The following is a 16499-nucleotide window of genomic DNA, read 5'->3' on the forward strand; positions in this document are numbered from 1 at the left end:
TTCCCCCTTTGATGTTCATCAAAAAGCTGCCAATTTGCTCCCAGATCCCCACGATACGCTTTCATTCAAAAATAATCGGTAGTTCCTTTAAAGCCCTAAATCCAACAAGATTTCTCCATTCAATCTCAGTTGTTTCAAATTTAATCTTCTGTGTATGTTCTAATATTGTCTGAATGGCGGCTTGTGCTTCTATCTTAGCGAGGGTGGCACCGAGACAAAAATGAATACCGGAACCAAATGAAAGGTGGGGATTTGGACTTCTTGTAATATCTAGGCTGTTGGCATTGATGAATTTTTTAGGATCTCGATTGGCTGCACCAATTAATAGATAGACATGATCTCCTTTTTTTATTTCAGTTTGATTGATCGTCAAATCTTCTGCAGCGATTCGAGCTGTCATTTGAGTTGGGCTCTCATAGCGCAAAATCTCCTGGATTGCTGAATCTAGTAGCAAGGGGTTAGCTTGTAATTTATCATATTGAGTAGGGTGTGTTAGGAAACAATATACGGAATTTGCAATTAAATTAACCGTTGTTTCATGACCTGCAATGACAAGCAGGATACAAGTTGAGATGATTTCAGCATCTGTTAATGGCTCTCCATTTTGATTATCTGATAAGAGTAAACTTATTAAATCATCTTGTGGATCTTGCTTTCGCTTTTGTATCAATTGTTGAAAATATTGAATCATTTCTAAAGTAGTGTCATTCCCTTTAGCTAGAGATTCCTTCGAACGAGTATGATCAATGGTTTGGATTAAGGTTAACGCCCATTGGCGGAATTGATCCTTTTCCTGTTTCGGTACGCCTAACATGTTAGCAATGACAAGGCTTGCCAACGGAAAAGCAAAGTCAGATATGACATTCATCCTTTTTTGATTTGCTACATGGCAAAAGAGACCATTCGCTGTTTCTTTTATAATAGGAATTAATTGCTCCAAAGCTCTAGGAGTAAAACGCTCGCTCACAATCTTACGTAACCGATTATGATCTGGTTGGTTTTTATAAAGCATCATCTGCTTTTGCACATTTTTTAAGACTTCGTATTTTTTCGTTGTTTCTGGAAGTGGAATGCGATTTTGAAAACGAATATCCTTTAAAATAAGGTTCGCTTCTTCATATCCCGTTACATACCAACCAGGGTAACGGAAGAAATTACCCTTATAGATAGGGTTAGTGGAGCGAATATTATCATAAAACGAATACGGATCTTGGACAAAGTCCGACGTTCTGATCTTTGTTTGTTGATTCTTCATTAGTGCACCTCCTAAAGAAGAGATGCGTTTAGATGTGCATCTCTTCTTCTACTTTTTTATAATTTTTCTGTCGTTAAACTCGCTCTCATTTCTTCAACACTTTCTACTTCAAAGCCTAAATCTTTAAGCATTTTATGATCCTCGGATTCTTCCTGTCCTGCTGTTGTTAAGTAATCGCCTACAAAGATTGAATTAGCAGCATACAGGCCTAGTGGCTGTAACGAACGAAGGTTCACTTCTCTCCCTCCAGAAATCCTAATTTCTTTAGTTGGATTTATAAAACGGAACAGAGCAAGGACTTTTAAACAGTAGAGGGGGTGTAATTCATTTACTCCCTCTAACGGAGTGCCGTCAATAGCATGTAAAAAATTTACAGGAATCGAATCAGCATCAAGTGCCTTTAAGCTATTTGCGATATCAACGACATCTTGTTTAGATTCCTTCATCCCAACGATGACCCCAGAGCAAGGAGAAAGCCCGGACTCCTTTGCAATTTCAACCGTATTGACACGGTCACCATACGTATGTGACGTTGTAATTTGATCATGATGACTTTCTGATGTATTTAAGTTGTGATTATACCGGTCCACACCAGCTTCTTTTAAACGAACCGCCTGCTCTGGCTTTAAGATCCCTAGACAGGCACATACCTTTAATCCATAGCTATCCTTTATTTCTTTTACTGCTTCTACTACTTGATCAACTTCTTTATTAGAAGGCCCTCTGCCGCTTGCAACGATGCAATACGTACCTACATTTTGCTCAAACGCTTTTTTAGCACCGGTAAGAATTGTTTCCTTATTTACAAATCGATACGAATCAATTGGGGCATTCGAAATAGAAGATTGAGAGCAATATCCACAGTTCTCAGGACACAGACCAGACTTTGCATTCATGATCATATTCAACTTCACTTTATTCCCGTAATAATGCTTGCGAATTTGATAAGCAGCATGCATTAGCAGCAACACTTCTTCATCCGGACATTCTAATATGGACATAGCCTCGTCATTCGTTAACTCCTGCCCTTCTAATACTTTGTTTGATAGTTCCAACCATTGCATCATATCCACCCCTCCAGTTGATCTACATTTATATGATCTTTAATTAACTGCTTTGCGGTCACATCAGTTATACATGGTATTTTTGGAATAATTCCTAAAATGGGGACTGAACACATTTCTTCTATTTTTTTAGGACTCGTTTCCTCGGCTAGGTCTTTCTGTTCACTCATTCCATTTATAATGATTCCGGCAATCGTTAAGCCTAATTTTTTGGCGTATTCCACCGTCAAAAACGTATGATTAATCGTCCCGAGATTCGGTCGGGCGACAATTAGTACCGGGAAGTTAAGTGCTTTAATTACATCACTGACTAAAAAATCCTTTCCTAATGGAACGGAAATCCCGCCAGCTCCTTCAACAATGAAATAATCATGTTTTTCTCGAATGGTTTTCCAATGCTTTAAAATATCTTCCAGCGTGATGTTCGTTCCTTCTAGCTCTTGTGCAACCGCCGGGGCCAATGGCTGTTTGAATTGAAATGGAGTAATTTCCTCAAGGGTGAGTGAAGTCTTTGCCATTTTTTTCAGCCAAAATGTATCACTTTCTGGATCGTCTCTCTTGATTCCACTTAACATAGGTTTGAACACACCAACATTTATACCTTGATCCCTTAGCACTCCGGCGATCCCACTCGAAATAACGGTTTTCCCGACATCTGTATCCGTCCCTGTTATAAAAATTCCCTTCACTTCATCACCTCTGGTTCGTTACGTATCATTTCGAAAGCCTTGATTAATCGATCGATATCGTCATTGGAATGCTCTGCGGTTACCGTTAAACGGATACGAGATTCTCCCTCCTTTACCGTTGGAGGGCGGATGGCTGGGGCAAAGATATCGTGTTCTTGTAACTTATTGGCAACCGATACAGCTTTTTTTGCTTCTCCAAGAATGACAGGAATAATCGGTGTCTTATTTCCTTTCACGTGAAACCCTAATGCTAGCAGTCTATTTCGAATCAACATCACTTTTTCCATTAATGCCTCTCTTCTTCTAGACTCTTCTTCAATAATGTTAATCGCCTCAAAAGAAGCAGCACACACACTAGGCGGGATTGCGGTTTGGAAAATGAATGTTCGTGCTTGGTTGATTAAAAACTCTTTTAATAGAGAAGATCCAGCGACAAACCCTCCCTCTGTTCCAACAGCTTTACTCAAGGTCCCTATCATCACATCTGGTTTAACTCCAAAATACTCACTTATCCCTCTTCCTTTTTTACCCAAAATTCCTGTACCGTGTGCATCATCGACAATCACGTAAGCATCGTACACTTTTGCTAGAGCTATGATTTGATCTAATGGCGCAATCGTTCCATCCATACTGAATACACCATCTGTAACGATAAACCGTCTAGTAAATGGCTTTGATTCTTTTAGTTTGTTTTCGAGATCTTGTAAATCAACATGCTTGTATAAAAGTGTTCTAGCTTTTGAAAGACGACACCCATCGATGATACTAGCGTGATTTAACTCATCGCTCAAGATGATATCTCCACTTGTAGGTAAGGATGACAAAACACCTATATTTGCAAGATACCCATTAGAAAAAAGCAACGATGCCTCTGTTTGCTTGAAGCTAGCAATTCTTTCTTCCAATTTTTCATGCCAGCAACTGTTACCAGTTGTTAATCTTGATCCACTGCTACCAATCCCAAATTCTTTAACCGTTGACCTTGCCGCATCAATTAGTCGCTGATCACTTGCTAGACCTAAATAGTTGTTGGAAGAAAAAATCAACTTTTTTCGCCCGTTCATGTCAACCATTGGCTTAGGACCACTATTCATAACTCTTAACTCACGGTACAAGTCACGCTCTTTTATTGTGGTGATTCTTTCTGATAGCCAAGAATCAAACGCTACGCTCAAAAGCAGCCCCCTCCTCTTCGCAAACGCTTTCGATCGCCTCCTTCATAATGCTCACCATTGATTCTAGCTCACTCTTAGTACTGGCAAGTGGAGGCATAAATACAATGACATTTCCAAGAGGTCTTGTGAGCATCCCGAGCTCTCTCATCTTTAACGAAACTTTATAACCAATCCTTTGCTCAAGTAGGTAAGGTATTTTCTTTAATTTGTCTTGTACAAGCTCAATGCCGCACATGAATCCTAACTGTCTAATATCCCCAACATGAGGCAATGAATATAGGTCTGATAGGATTTCCTTCAAGTGTTCTGATTTCCTTTGAACGTTTTCAACAATGCGTTCTGATTCAAAGAGGCGTAAATTCTCTAAAGCAACAGCACACCCTAATTGGTTTCCAGTATAGGAGTGACCATGAAAAAACGTTTTTAAATTTTCATAGTCATCGTAAAATGCTTCATATATTTTTTCTGTTGTAAATGTGACGGCAATAGGTAGATACCCACCAGTTATGCCTTTTCCGGCAGCCATTAAATCAGGTTGAACACCATCATGCTCACAAGCGAACATTTTTCCTGTACGACCAAAGCCAGTTGCCACTTCGTCTACAATCATTAACACATCATACTTGGTGCATAGAGCGCGTACTCCTTGTAGAAAACCACTTGGCATGACAATCATTCCGGCTGCGCCTTGTACCATAGATTCAATTGAAAGAGCAGCAATTTCCTCGTGATGTTTCTTTAGAAGTTCTTCAAGTTTTTGCAAGCATTCATTTCTACATTGGTCTGGATCTCCGCTTTCTGATCGATATACATTCGGAATGGGCGCTTTAAAACTCTCAAACATTAAGGGACCGTAGACATGATGAAATAATTCAATCGCCCCAACACTTACCGCCCCTATCGTATCGCCATGATAGCCTTCTTGCATCGAAACAAACTTTTGCTTTTCGGGCTTTCCTATGTTTTTCCAATATTGAAAGGCCATTTTCAGTGCGATCTCCATTGCTTCGGCACCACTATCCGAATAAAAAACGCGAGTGAGATCATCAGGTGTTAAGTCAACTAATCTCTCAGCAAGTTCTGTCGCTGGTACATTTGTCATTCCTAATAGTGTTGAGTGAGCAATTTTTTCTAACTGATCTTTTATCGCTTGATCCAATTCTTTTTTACGGTGACCGTGGACATTTAGCCACACAGATGAAAACCCATCATAATATTCCTTACCATGAATGTCTTTCACCTTGATGCCATTTCCACTTTCTATGATGAGAGGATCTAGATCATAATCCTTCATTTGTGTGAAAGGTAACCATAGGTGCTTTTTACTTTTTTCAATTAATTCGTTTCTCATCATCTTCCTCCCAATAAAGTAGTGTGGGCTCTTTTTCAAGATAATGTATATAGCTATCTAGGTTCAGAGCATCTTTCACAAAAAAAATTCGAAAGCCTCTTTCATCGCCAAATTCTTTTAGCTTAGAAATTCGCTGGTATCCTATTTTTTCACTTGCCACATACCCTGTAATGTAATCAGGATCATCTGACCAACATAATTCAGCAACGATTTCTGGGTGACTTGCGACTTTGGTTGCTAGTGTAATAGCTTCCTTTACCCTTGCACTCCTTGGCATCTCCTGTCTTATCGCCCATTTTTCAAAGTTGGCCGCATCCCAATCCATCCGAGAAACACGCACACCTTTTTCTCCTCTATTGTCAACACGTTCACCCGACTGAACGTGTAAAAGCATTGCTCCTCTCATCCCAACATTTTTTGGCTGGGCGATGAGTTCGTATGCTTTTTCAATGGATGGGCTGGGTACGCCGCATTTTCTTAGCAGCTGCATGGCCAATTGCTGCCCCTCCCTTACACTTAAAACGTGATTGGCTGTGATCGATAAGGGTGCTAAAAATTGAACAGGCATTTGAACTTCTTCAAATTGAATTTGCATAAAGTCTGGATTTCCTCTTGAATGCGTTAGTGCCTTTTCTACCAGATCATTCACTGCTTTTTGAATGTCTTCATAGTTTGCTAGAATCTCTCCACCGGAAATATGCTTTCCACCTTTTTCATGAGGTCCTCCCTTTGCCGCTCTCATTCTTATATTAAAGATCTTATTCCCCATACGAATCAGCCTTTGAATTAAATGCATAACCTAGAGGAATTACTAATCGAATAAGGAAGAGGGTTGCTCTCATTCCTGAAAAGGCTTGAACTCTTATTTGTAGTGGTCGATCACCATTCATAGATTCTACATCCCTCCCATGGTAATGTTAACCATATTTTTAGAAAAGTTTACATTTACACACACTAAATGTCAACAATTTATTTTTTTTGGTTAACATATCAATCGAAAATCTTAGCGCCATTGTAATCTCTATGTAAACATACTGTAATACTATTCTTTCTGATTCTCTCATAGGGATAAGAGTGTTAGACGAGCTTTCAAAAAACAATATGTACTAGGGGGACAAAATCTTTATGAGGAAACTGTTTTTTCTACTAACTCTACTAGCAGCTCTATTTGTTGCTGAGACTACTTTTGCTTACACCGTGCAAAAAGGCGACACCATGATGAAAATTGCAAAGAAGAATGGAATAACATTAGAAGAATTATCAAAAGCAAACCCACAAATTACAAATATTGACCTAATATATGTAGGTCAGCACATTCATTTACATAATGAGAAACACAATCCCAAATCAAGTAGCGAAACAAGCAAGGATCACGTTGAAACTCTCTCAGAAAAAGAACTAGATCTACTTGCTAGAATTGTAAGAGCTGAAGCGCAGACAGAACCTTTCGAAGGAAAAGTGGCAGTAGCGGATGTGGTCTTGAACAGACTAGAAAGTCCACAATTTCCTGATACGATAAAAGAAGTTATTTATGAGCCTGGACAATTTGAACCTGTAATGAATGGTCAGGTCGATCAACCAGCTGATGAGGAGTCTATCGAGGCCGTTGATGCAGCATTATCAGACATGAGAAATATAACCGAAGATTCATTATTCTTCTACAATCCTGCCATTGCTACAAATCGTTGGCTAGATACAAGAGAAACAACCGTTGTGATTGGACAGCATGAGTTTAAACATTAATTTTGGGGATTTCAGGGGTTATCATTAAAGAAAAGGTGTTTTGAAAAGGATTTGGGTGGGTCCCAAGGTCAAAAACCATTGAGACACCCCCGATAATATTGAGGCCACTGAAAAAGGGGAAACCACCTTTTTCAGTGGCCTATTGGGGGGAGAGATTGCCTTCCCATTAGACGCTAAAAAAGAATTAATTCATCCCGTTCCATTCTCCTTGATTTTTAGATGATTTCATTTTTTTAGCTTTTTCTTTGTGCGCTCTATTGGCTGCTGCACTACCCGGTTCTTTAGAGAACTCAGAATCGGTTTTACTTGAGTCAAATCCTTGTTTATTTTTTTGATCAGCATTTGTTTTGCCATTTCGCTTCGCCATATGTATCACTCCTTCTTTTCTATTATGCGAATAAAGGAGTCAATTATACGTCATAGCTTTCTGGATATTAGTTTGCATTGTACAACTAGCTCTTGATAAGCTCTTAACTTTTTGGGTAATTATTTACATTCCACTAAATTCAATTCTTCACTTTAATTTGTAATGTTTTTAAAACAAATTCCGTCTTAGCTTTCCCTTGTTTAATGCATTCTTCAGGCTCAAGTTCCCAATACTCAGGTCTAAATAACTCAATCGATGCAGGACCGTCAAATCCAGTAGCTTGAACCAACTTAATAATACGCTCTAAATCAATGACACCGTCCCCTGGCCATACCCTTTGGTGGTCACGAATGACACCTGCAGGAATGTCTTCCGCATCATCAATATGGAATAAGAAAATTTGTTCTTTTGATATTTCGTTTAATAATGCAAGGTTGGAATTCATCGCATACAGATGGAAACAATCAACAACGAGCCCAACTCTATTGTTACTTACCTCTTTTACGATTTCATAGGCACCATCAAGCGTATTAATCGAACAATGCGGATAACCAACAAACTCTAGGGCAAATCTGAAATTTGATGCTTCCGTTAACGTTAGAAACTCATGGAGACGTGTTTTAGTCTCTTCTTTAATCTTACTCCAAGTGACGTCACCAATATCAAACGTTGGAACCACTACGACCAAGTCGCAACCAATTTCTTTTCCTACTGATTCCACTATACGAACGTCTTCTTTCATTAGATTAAACGTTGTATCAGGTTGGAAGGTAAAGAATTCAATAGCATTAAACGATAGAGGCTTGATATGAGAATGCCGAAAGAACTGTTTCAATTCTTCAACTGTATGGTCGATTAAATATTCCTTTAACTTATCAATTCTGATTTCGATAAAATCGTACCCGTTCGCCTCACAAAAACGTAAGTCATCATAAAGGGTAGATGATTTAAGGGTGGTAGCTTGATTAAATGCAATTTTCATTAGACTTTCTCCTTTTTAGTTTCATAGATTATATTTCGATTTGGAACTCAACACAAGAAAAGTTCATAGCCTTCCTGTAGACCCATTTTCACCTTATTTTCCTTCTTGAAATAATTTATAATTATTATATTAACGAGTAGCATAAGGAGCGGTCACGTATGATTCCATATTTTCCTTTTAAGGGTACTGATAAGAGTGCCATTGCCTTGGAAGAGTTCCATACAGTGGAATCTGTTCCACTTCATCGTCATAATTTTCAGGAATTTGTTTTGATTACAAAAGGTTCCTGCCTCCATCAATACAAGAATATTTCTATGCCATTGATTCCGGGCGATGTGTTTCTCATCCCTCCACACCAGGAGCATACATATACCATTGAAACCCCAGTTTCGATGTACAACTGTCAGTTTTACCCTGAAGAAATTGCTGATTGGTGGGTAGAACAATTCGGCGGATTGATAAAGGATCTGACTGAACCTGAAAGCAACAATCCAATTTCACCTGCTGATTTAAACCGTCAGAACATCATTCATTTGTCGGTACCTGAGGCTGAACGGGTTCAAAAGATGATGGAAATTATTCTTTACGAACAAAAGGAACAAGACTTTGCTTTTGAGCAAGTCAAGCAGGACTATTTAAATTTGATACTGATTATCATTTCAAGAGCAAGATTACGCCAGTTTGCCATTGTGCCTAACAAAGAAAGTCCTCGTAACGATATCATTGCTAAAGCCCAAAAGTTTATCGAGGACAATCTTGCCGAACAGATCGATTTTTCCAATTACGCCCGTGAACATAACATCAGTCTCGGTTACTTTCGGTCAATCTTTAAGTCGGCGACCGGACTTCCCCCAGTAGAATATCTAAACCGCTTACGTATGGTACGTGCAGTTGAATATTTGAAGGACCATACATTGACTATAAGTGATGTATCTGCTGCGGTAGGAATTTACGATCCAAATTATTTCTCACGGCTCTTCCGGAAAATCATTGGCTATTCACCGAGTGAATTCCGAAAATCAGGTTTTTAATCCTTTTGATGGATTAATCCTTACTATTAAACAGTTTTTTTCATATATCGTCGTAAATAAGCATGCTAGAGTAAGCGGTTACCCAAACGAGTAATAAATGTTTATTACAAATAAAATATAACACACCCACGTATTGGGTAATAGAAGAAAACAAATCGATATTAGCACAAAACGTATATTTGGTTACCAATACAAAATAAATAATAAAAGAAAAAAGCATAAATTACCCAAATGGCAATTTATGCTTGCTGTAACATATCGTTTTTACTTTTCGAATTTTGTTTGTTATCCTCAAAGCCAAGTGTTTTCGACGTTGAAGTATGGATTTCTTCAATAAGTTCTGGGTTTTCCATTAGTGACACACCATAAGAAGGAATCATTTCTTTAATTTTTGGTTCCCACTCTTTTACCTGTTCCGGGAAGCATTTTTCAATGACCTCCAGCATAACAGAAACGGCTGTAGATGCACCCGGAGAAGCACCCAGTAATGCTGAGATTGAGCCATCTGCGGCAGTAATTACTTCTGTACCAAATTGAAGCGTTCCTTTGCCACCAGCTTCTGTATCTTTAATTACTTGCACACGTTGGCCCGCTACAATTAAATCCCAATCCTCACTTTTTGCGTTTGGGATAAACTCACGTAACTCATCCATACGCTTTTCCTTTGACAACATGACTTGCTGAATTAGATATTTTGTCAATGACATGTTTTTGGCGCCTGCTGCCAACATCGTTACGAGATTATCCGGTTTTACTGATGTTAACAGATCAAACACTGAACCATATTTTAGAAACTTTGGTGAGAATCCGGCAAACGGTCCAAATAGCAACGATTTTTTACTATCAATATATCTCGTGTCAAGATGTGGAACAGACATTGGCGGCGCACCAACCTTAGCTTTGCCGTATACTTTTGCATGATGCTTCGCTACAACATCTGGATTATTACAGGAAAGGAATATTCCGCTTACCGGGAATCCACCGATATTTTTCCCTTCAGGAATACCAGATTTTTGCAGTAAATGAAGACTTCCTCCTCCGCCTCCGATAAAGACGAATTTTGCCGTATGGCTTTCGACCATACCGCTGTCGAGATTTCGGACTTTTAATTCCCACAATCCATCACTAGTACGTGTAATATCAGTAACACTATGTTTGTAGTTTAATTTGACATTTTTAGTCTTTAAGTGATCGACTAACATTCGTGTTAATGCACCAAAGTTAACATCCGTTCCCGAGTCAACTTTTGTTGCTGCAATCGATTCCTTAGTAGAACGGTCTTGCATAATTAGCGGAATCCACTCCATCAGTTTCTCTGGATCTTCGGAAAATTCCATACCTTTAAACAAGGGATTTTCTGAAAGCGCTTCAAAACGTTTTTTTAAGAAAGATACATTTTCTTCGCCTTGGACCAAACTCATATGAGGCAATGGCATAATAAAATCCTGTGGATTCCGTAAAAGCTTGCTTTTTACAAGATAAGACCAAAACTGCATTGACACCTGAAAATCTTCATTAATTTTTATAGCTTTACTAATATCAATTGATCCGTCTGCTTTTTCAGCGGTGTAGTTAAGCTCGCACAGTGCCGCATGTCCTGTTCCTGCATTATTCCATTCATTAGAGCTTTCTTCTCCTGCGTTGGTGAGCTTCTCAAACACTTTAATTTCCCATTCTGGTACTAATTCTTTCAAGAGTGTTCCTAAAGTCGCACTCATGATTCCAGCGCCAATTAAAATGACGTCGGTTTTCGTTTCTCTGTTGCTCATGTCTACCAACCTTTTCTCCTAGAATTTGCAGAAAAGATATAGGCGCTCCTACTTAGACAACCTCAGTAAGCGAGGGCGCCTATATCTTTTCTGATGAATTAAACCTAATTACAGTTTATCAGAATTTTTCTTAGATTAAAATATTTACTTCCTATTATATATTACTTCTAGGCTTTTTAAAAGCTAGTAAGAAATGACAAGCATGTGCACCACTCCCTTAAAAACAAAGGCTCAAACCTGCTCTATACTAGGGCTAAACCATCGGTTTGCTATTACCAATAAACTGACATTTTATTGAATATACAATAAAAAAATACACTCAAAAAAATTTTTTTAAATGAAAACGCCTACCTTGATTTTCCCTCTAGTTCCATTCCTCATCTTTTGTTATAGTAGTAAAGTTGTTTAGACAACAAAGTTAAACCCCTGTCATAAAGGGGCAAAAGAAAAGGTGAAGTTATCATGGAACATCATGCATTACAACAAGTCGAACAACTAGCCCTAAAGAAAGAGAAGGCTTTTAGCGAAAGTCGTTTCCGTTACATATTTCGAGCGATTTTAGCTAGTCTCTTTATAGGATTTGGTGTCATTGTTGCATTTAAAACAGGAAATCTTTTTTATGTAGAAGGATCTCCATTCACATATCCAGTTGCTGCAATTACATTCGGAGCGGCGATTATTCTCATTGCCTTTGGTGGCGGTGATTTATTTACCGGCAACGCGTTTTACTATACGTATACATGCTTGCAGAAGAAAATGATGTGGTCTAATGCATTGAAATTATTAAGCATGAGTTATGTTGGTAACTTTCTAGGTGCGATCTTCTTTGCACACATCATCTTTCTAACAGGACTTTTTAACGATCCATCTGTAAACAGTTTCTTATTTAGTGTCGTCGGGCAAAAGATGAACGCTCCTTGGTTAGAGCTTTTCTTTCGAGGAATTTTATGTAACTGGCTTGTCTGCTTAGCCTTCTTCCTTCCGATGAATATGAAATCAGAGGGAGCGAAAATCTTTACGATGATGCTGCTTGTATTCTGTTTCTTTATTTCAGGTTATGAGCATAGCATTGCTAATATGGGTGCATTTGCCATTGCGCTTGTATTAGAGCACCCTGAAACGATTAGCTATGGTGGAGCGATTCATAACTTAATTCCCGTTACCATCGGGAACTTTATCGGAGGAAGCTTGTTCATGGGTGTGTTTTATCACTATCTCAATCAACCGAAACAAGTGAAGTCACAAGCAGAGGTTAAGGTGTTTCGTTCAAATGTGTAAATAGAACAGTTACTTTTATGTTTTCCTGATTTTTCAATTGCATTAGCCTTTCCATCGAGTACATCTTCTCCGTTCCGCCATAAGTACGAGAAAGTCACCTAGTCACATAAAACTCTGTATGTGACTAGGAATCTAATCGTTCTATCTGCCGAGTTCTTCCAAAACAACCTCCAGCAGCTCCTCCGGTGAATACACCAGGTAATCTGGGTTTTGTTCCTGCACAAGCTCTTTCGCGTCATAACCCCAGCTCACCCATATGACCTTGATTCCAGCTGACTTGCAGGCTATTATGTCCCGTTGCTCATCTCCGACATAAATAACATCAGATTTCTTTAATTGATGTTCCTTAAGAAATTTTTGAATTAATTGATCCTTGCCAAAAATGACATTCGAACTCAACACCCTTGATATATTAAATACTTGATTACGCAGTAATACCTCTTTGATCACATCCTCTGAATTAGAGGAAATAATCGCGGTGCTATGCCCCTGCCGCTCTAACGTATCGAGTACTTCTTTCATTCTAGGATACAATTTGATCTCCTTTGCATTTTTCAGGTAGAAACGGTAGAAGTCTGGAATAATGAGTGGCGTTTTCAAGATTGGAAAGTTCAAACGCTTGGCCCTTTCAAGGATTGATAACTTTCTCAGTGAGGATAATTCCTCAAATTTAATTTTTCGATATTGATACTTTTCCGCAAAGGCGTTCCATCCAGAAATGAAAACATTCCTAGAGTCGGCCAAGGTTCCATCAAAATCGAATAGAACGTATTTAGGCATTTGTTGTCTCCTGTCTCTCCTCGGTAAATGAATATGATAGAGTCATACAAACAATTGATCATCGTTCTCCAATGAATCTGAAACTACTCGTGAACTACATTCATATTACCATTTTATTCCCTTTGTCCCATCTTTAATTATTTTATTACAAAGCTGGTTATTCGCTAGCTATATGTATGTTATTAATGCCCTTTCCAAAACGTACGTAATTAAGCTGCAAATAAGCGAATGCACAGGGTGGTTTCAAACAGTGTAAAACCGAAACAAAAAAATGCCCGTCACTTGTCTTCAAAAGTAACAGGCTAAAAACTAAACTGTATCCTTATATTTTCCACTAGACTCTCTTACAACCAACTCCGGCATGAAAAGTGTCTTTTGATTAGTAAAATCGCTATCTAAAAGCATGTCAAACACTTTCTTCCCCATGTCATGAATGGGTTGGGATACAGAGGTTAGCTTTGGAACCGTTAGCCTACAAAGAACAGTATTATCAAACCCAATGACAGATAAATCGTTCGGAAGATCAAATCCAAGTTCTCTAGCTGCCTCGATCGCGCCAATGGCTAATAAATCGTTGCAAGCAAAGATCGCTGATGGTGGCTCCTCTAAATTGAGCAATTGCAATCCAGCCTCTTTGCCTCTTTCAATCGTTGCTTCTGTCTTGATGAAGTATTCTTCCCTTGGCTCTACATTTTGTTCCAACAGCGCCTGTTTGTATCCATTAATTCGTTGAATATTGCTCCAGGCATGTTCGGCAATCATGGCAATTTTCGTATGATTTAAGGAGAGTAAGTGTTTGGTCCCAATATACCCGCCTTTAAAATCATCAATAGTTACAGTCGTAATTGGCAATGATGGGATGTCGTTTGCGATCAGGGCGACAGGAATTTTCTTTTCCATGACCTCTTCCAATAGATCTAAGCTTTTTACCCCTGAAGCTAGAATAAATCCATCCACGCTCTTACGAATCAGAAGAGAAATATATTTCTTTTCCTTTTCTTCAAGATTATCCGTACTACAAATAATCACACTAATCCCAAGTTCATTTCCTCTATCTTCAATGCTCCTTGCAATATCAGCAAAAAAAGGGTTAGAGATATCAGGAATCAAAAGCCCGACTGTATTTGTTTTCTTCCCTGTTAATGCAGAAGCTACAACACTTGGGGAATACTCTAGTTGTGCCATTGTTTTTAATACTTTTTGCCTCGTTTTCTCCCCTACACGGCCGTTGTTATTGATGACATTGGAAACAGTAGCAATAGAGACGCCTGCTTCCTTTGCAACATCATATATAGTAGTTTTCATCTCATATCCCTCTTTATTTTTGATTCTAATTATACCATTTACCTTGACTTAATAGGTACCATTCGAGGAATAATCGGTCTCTCATTTTAGTTCCTTAGTCTACTGCTATGAACTCATTTAACTTTACTAACTCTTTGCTTTCATACGATTGTTTGCACGCATACCCAAGCTCTGTTGATTTGACTCCATCCTCAACCGTTACTTCCGGTTTTCTTTGTTCTAGAATGCAATTGATGAATTCTTCCGCTTCTTTTTGGTACGCTTGCTCAAAGCGCTCTAAAAATCCGTCGAAACACTCTTGGATAACCCCTACTTCTTTCATGATCACCACTTGATTTTTCTCAGGTACCGTTCCAATTCGAAGAGAACCTTTTGTTCCGATAATTTCTGTTTCGATATGATATCCATGTGCGCAATTCCTTCCAGCTACAAAGATGCCCATCGCATTATTCTCAAAGCGAACCATCGCTGCTCCCGTTTCCGCATCATTGATTTCGTCAAACTCAGGGCGTGCATAAGCGCCACCAATTGCCCAAGTCTCTTTTGCTTCTGCACCTAAATACCAGCGCGCTAAGTCAAAGTCATGGATCGACATATCCAAGAACAATCCTCCACTATAATTCGCACGAGCAAACTGTAAGAACCCATCCATTTTTGAAGCTGGATCTAGACCATAGCAACGAATCATGAACGGCTCACCAATTTCTCCTCTATCAATCGCTTCCTTTGCCGCCATATACGAGCGGTCATAACGACGCATGAACCCTAGCATGAACACTTGGTCAGGGTGATTGTTCACAGCTTCTTGTACTTCAAGAGCCTCTTCCAAATACAGACCAAGTGGCTTTTCACTAAATACATGAAACCCAGCAGCAAGTGCTTTTTTGATTTGATCGCAATGAAACCCTGATGGAGAAGCAATAAAAATGGCGTCAAGTTCTTTATTTTCAAGCATTTCTTCATAACTTGTGTAGCCATATGGAATATTCCATTGTTGTTGGACTTCCTCAACCTCTGATTCAATCACGCTGCACACCGCAGCCAATTCACAACCTGGAATACGAAAAGCTAAGTTTTCTGCATGTTGTCTACCTAATCTTCCTAATCCTACAATCCCTACTTTTACCTGTTTCATTTTAATCGTCTCCTTGTTTCTTATTTTTTATTTGCATGGTTAGTAGCTTTCGTCTTAAGTTTCAAACACATCATTAATAAAGTTCAAATACAAAATTATTTTTGATGAAGCGCTTAATCAAAATTTATCATGATAACGCTTTACTAGTCAACGAAATTATTTTGTTGAAAATAAAATATTTAAATAATTTAATCGATCTCTAGATTTTATAAATATGAAATTCTTATAAAAAGAAGAAATTCATAATACACATGATAGTAGTTAGTGTCACGCCGATTAAGCGCTACATCAAAAAACAATAGTGCTAAATGAATTAGAAAAAGACTCCGGCATCAAACCGAAGTCATATTTTTTAACTATATGTTCTAGTTCAGGATTAGCTTTCGCTTCATCTTTTATAGACTAGTTAACTAGTTCTTGTAAAACAAAAGTGAATTTTCCTTTTCCTGGAATAGGAAATTAAAACATAGAATTGTCGCTATTCATGTTTGAAATATACCTCACTAACTTTTCTGAAGAATGGATTATCCCCATACCGAATCACTCCCATATTGATAACTTTTCTAATCAATATA

General features: G+C 38.5%; 16 protein-coding genes. 3 read left to right on the top strand and 13 right to left on the bottom strand.

What is annotated here, in order from left to right; all coding sequences use genetic code 11:
* Nucleotides 1–61: 61 nt before the first annotated feature.
* Genes MF646_RS00525 through MF646_RS23140 form a run of 7 tightly spaced genes read right to left on the bottom strand, consistent with a single transcriptional unit; the run spans nucleotide 62 to nucleotide 6424 of the window.
* Nucleotides 62–1255: a cytochrome P450 gene (locus tag MF646_RS00525; protein ID WP_250094532.1), complete on the bottom strand. Its 1194-nt coding sequence runs from the start codon at nucleotides 1253–1255 to the stop codon at nucleotides 62–64.
* A gap of 56 nt (nucleotides 1256–1311) precedes the next feature.
* Complete coding sequence (gene bioB / locus MF646_RS00530; protein WP_250094533.1) at nucleotides 1312–2322, bottom strand: biotin synthase BioB; 1011 nt, start codon at nucleotides 2320–2322, stop codon at nucleotides 1312–1314.
* Complete coding sequence (gene bioD / locus MF646_RS00535) at nucleotides 2319–3008, bottom strand: dethiobiotin synthase (RefSeq protein ID WP_250094534.1); 690 nt, start codon at nucleotides 3006–3008, stop codon at nucleotides 2319–2321. The genes bioB and bioD overlap by 4 nt, the downstream gene beginning before the upstream one ends.
* Nucleotides 3005–4183: an 8-amino-7-oxononanoate synthase gene (gene bioF / locus MF646_RS00540; RefSeq protein WP_250094535.1), complete on the bottom strand. Its 1179-nt coding sequence runs from the start codon at nucleotides 4181–4183 to the stop codon at nucleotides 3005–3007. The genes bioD and bioF overlap by 4 nt, the downstream gene beginning before the upstream one ends.
* Entirely contained in the window at nucleotides 4167–5534 is a 1368-nt protein-coding gene (bioA, locus tag MF646_RS00545) for an adenosylmethionine--8-amino-7-oxononanoate transaminase (protein ID WP_250094536.1), read from the bottom strand. Before bioA ends, bioF begins: the two co-directional genes overlap by 17 nt.
* Entirely contained in the window at nucleotides 5515–6303 is a 789-nt protein-coding gene (bioW, locus tag MF646_RS00550) for a 6-carboxyhexanoate--CoA ligase (protein WP_250094537.1), read from the bottom strand. Before bioW ends, bioA begins: the two co-directional genes overlap by 20 nt.
* Nucleotides 6293–6424, bottom strand: a complete 132-nt coding sequence (locus tag MF646_RS23140; protein WP_275980159.1) for a hypothetical protein — start codon at nucleotides 6422–6424, stop codon at nucleotides 6293–6295. Before MF646_RS23140 ends, bioW begins: the two co-directional genes overlap by 11 nt.
* 235 nt (nucleotides 6425–6659) lie before the next feature.
* Here MF646_RS23140 and MF646_RS00555 point away from each other — a divergent pair, with 235 nt between their 5' ends.
* Nucleotides 6660–7277: a cell wall hydrolase gene (locus MF646_RS00555; protein ID WP_250094538.1), complete on the top strand. Its 618-nt coding sequence runs from the start codon at nucleotides 6660–6662 to the stop codon at nucleotides 7275–7277.
* 184 nt (nucleotides 7278–7461) lie between these two features.
* Here the strand turns inward: MF646_RS00555 and MF646_RS00560 are convergent, their stop codons facing one another.
* Together MF646_RS00560 and MF646_RS00565 are read right to left on the bottom strand one after the other, a co-directional pair.
* Nucleotides 7462–7644 carry a hypothetical protein gene (locus MF646_RS00560; protein WP_250094539.1) on the bottom strand — a complete coding sequence of 61 codons (183 nt, stop codon included), beginning with the start codon at nucleotides 7642–7644 and terminating at the stop codon, nucleotides 7462–7464.
* A 139-nt stretch (nucleotides 7645–7783) separates the two neighbouring features.
* Nucleotides 7784–8626 carry a sugar phosphate isomerase/epimerase family protein gene (locus tag MF646_RS00565; protein WP_250094540.1) on the bottom strand — a complete coding sequence of 281 codons (843 nt, stop codon included), beginning with the start codon at nucleotides 8624–8626 and terminating at the stop codon, nucleotides 7784–7786.
* A 158-nt stretch (nucleotides 8627–8784) separates the two neighbouring features.
* Here MF646_RS00565 and MF646_RS00570 point away from each other — a divergent pair, with 158 nt between their 5' ends.
* Nucleotides 8785–9657, top strand: coding sequence for an AraC family transcriptional regulator (locus tag MF646_RS00570; RefSeq protein WP_250094541.1), 873 nt, complete (start codon nucleotides 8785–8787; stop codon nucleotides 9655–9657).
* A 239-nt stretch (nucleotides 9658–9896) separates the two neighbouring features.
* Here MF646_RS00570 and MF646_RS00575 read toward each other — a convergent pair whose 3' ends face one another.
* Entirely contained in the window at nucleotides 9897–11426 is a 1530-nt protein-coding gene (locus MF646_RS00575; protein WP_250094542.1) for a malate:quinone oxidoreductase, read from the bottom strand.
* Nucleotides 11427–11888: 462 nt separating this feature from the next.
* Here MF646_RS00575 and MF646_RS00580 point away from each other — a divergent pair, with 462 nt between their 5' ends.
* Nucleotides 11889–12704: a formate/nitrite transporter family protein gene (locus MF646_RS00580; RefSeq protein WP_250094543.1), complete on the top strand. Its 816-nt coding sequence runs from the start codon at nucleotides 11889–11891 to the stop codon at nucleotides 12702–12704.
* Nucleotides 12705–12845: 141 nt separating this feature from the next.
* Here MF646_RS00580 and MF646_RS00585 read toward each other — a convergent pair whose 3' ends face one another.
* The 3 genes from MF646_RS00585 to MF646_RS00595 form a co-directional block, all read right to left on the bottom strand.
* Nucleotides 12846–13484 carry an HAD-IA family hydrolase gene (locus MF646_RS00585; protein WP_250094544.1) on the bottom strand — a complete coding sequence of 213 codons (639 nt, stop codon included), beginning with the start codon at nucleotides 13482–13484 and terminating at the stop codon, nucleotides 12846–12848.
* A 309-nt stretch (nucleotides 13485–13793) separates the two neighbouring features.
* On the bottom strand, nucleotides 13794–14789 hold the full coding sequence (locus MF646_RS00590) for a LacI family DNA-binding transcriptional regulator (RefSeq protein ID WP_250094545.1): 996 nt from the start codon (nucleotides 14787–14789) through the stop codon (nucleotides 13794–13796).
* A gap of 94 nt (nucleotides 14790–14883) precedes the next feature.
* Nucleotides 14884–15924: a Gfo/Idh/MocA family oxidoreductase gene (locus MF646_RS00595; RefSeq protein ID WP_250094546.1), complete on the bottom strand. Its 1041-nt coding sequence runs from the start codon at nucleotides 15922–15924 to the stop codon at nucleotides 14884–14886.
* Between the last annotated feature and the right edge of the window lie 575 nt (nucleotides 15925–16499).

The organism is Halalkalibacter alkaliphilus, from assembly GCF_023555415.1.
Classification (GTDB): domain Bacteria; phylum Bacillota; class Bacilli; order Bacillales; family Bacillaceae_D; genus Halalkalibacter; species Halalkalibacter alkaliphilus.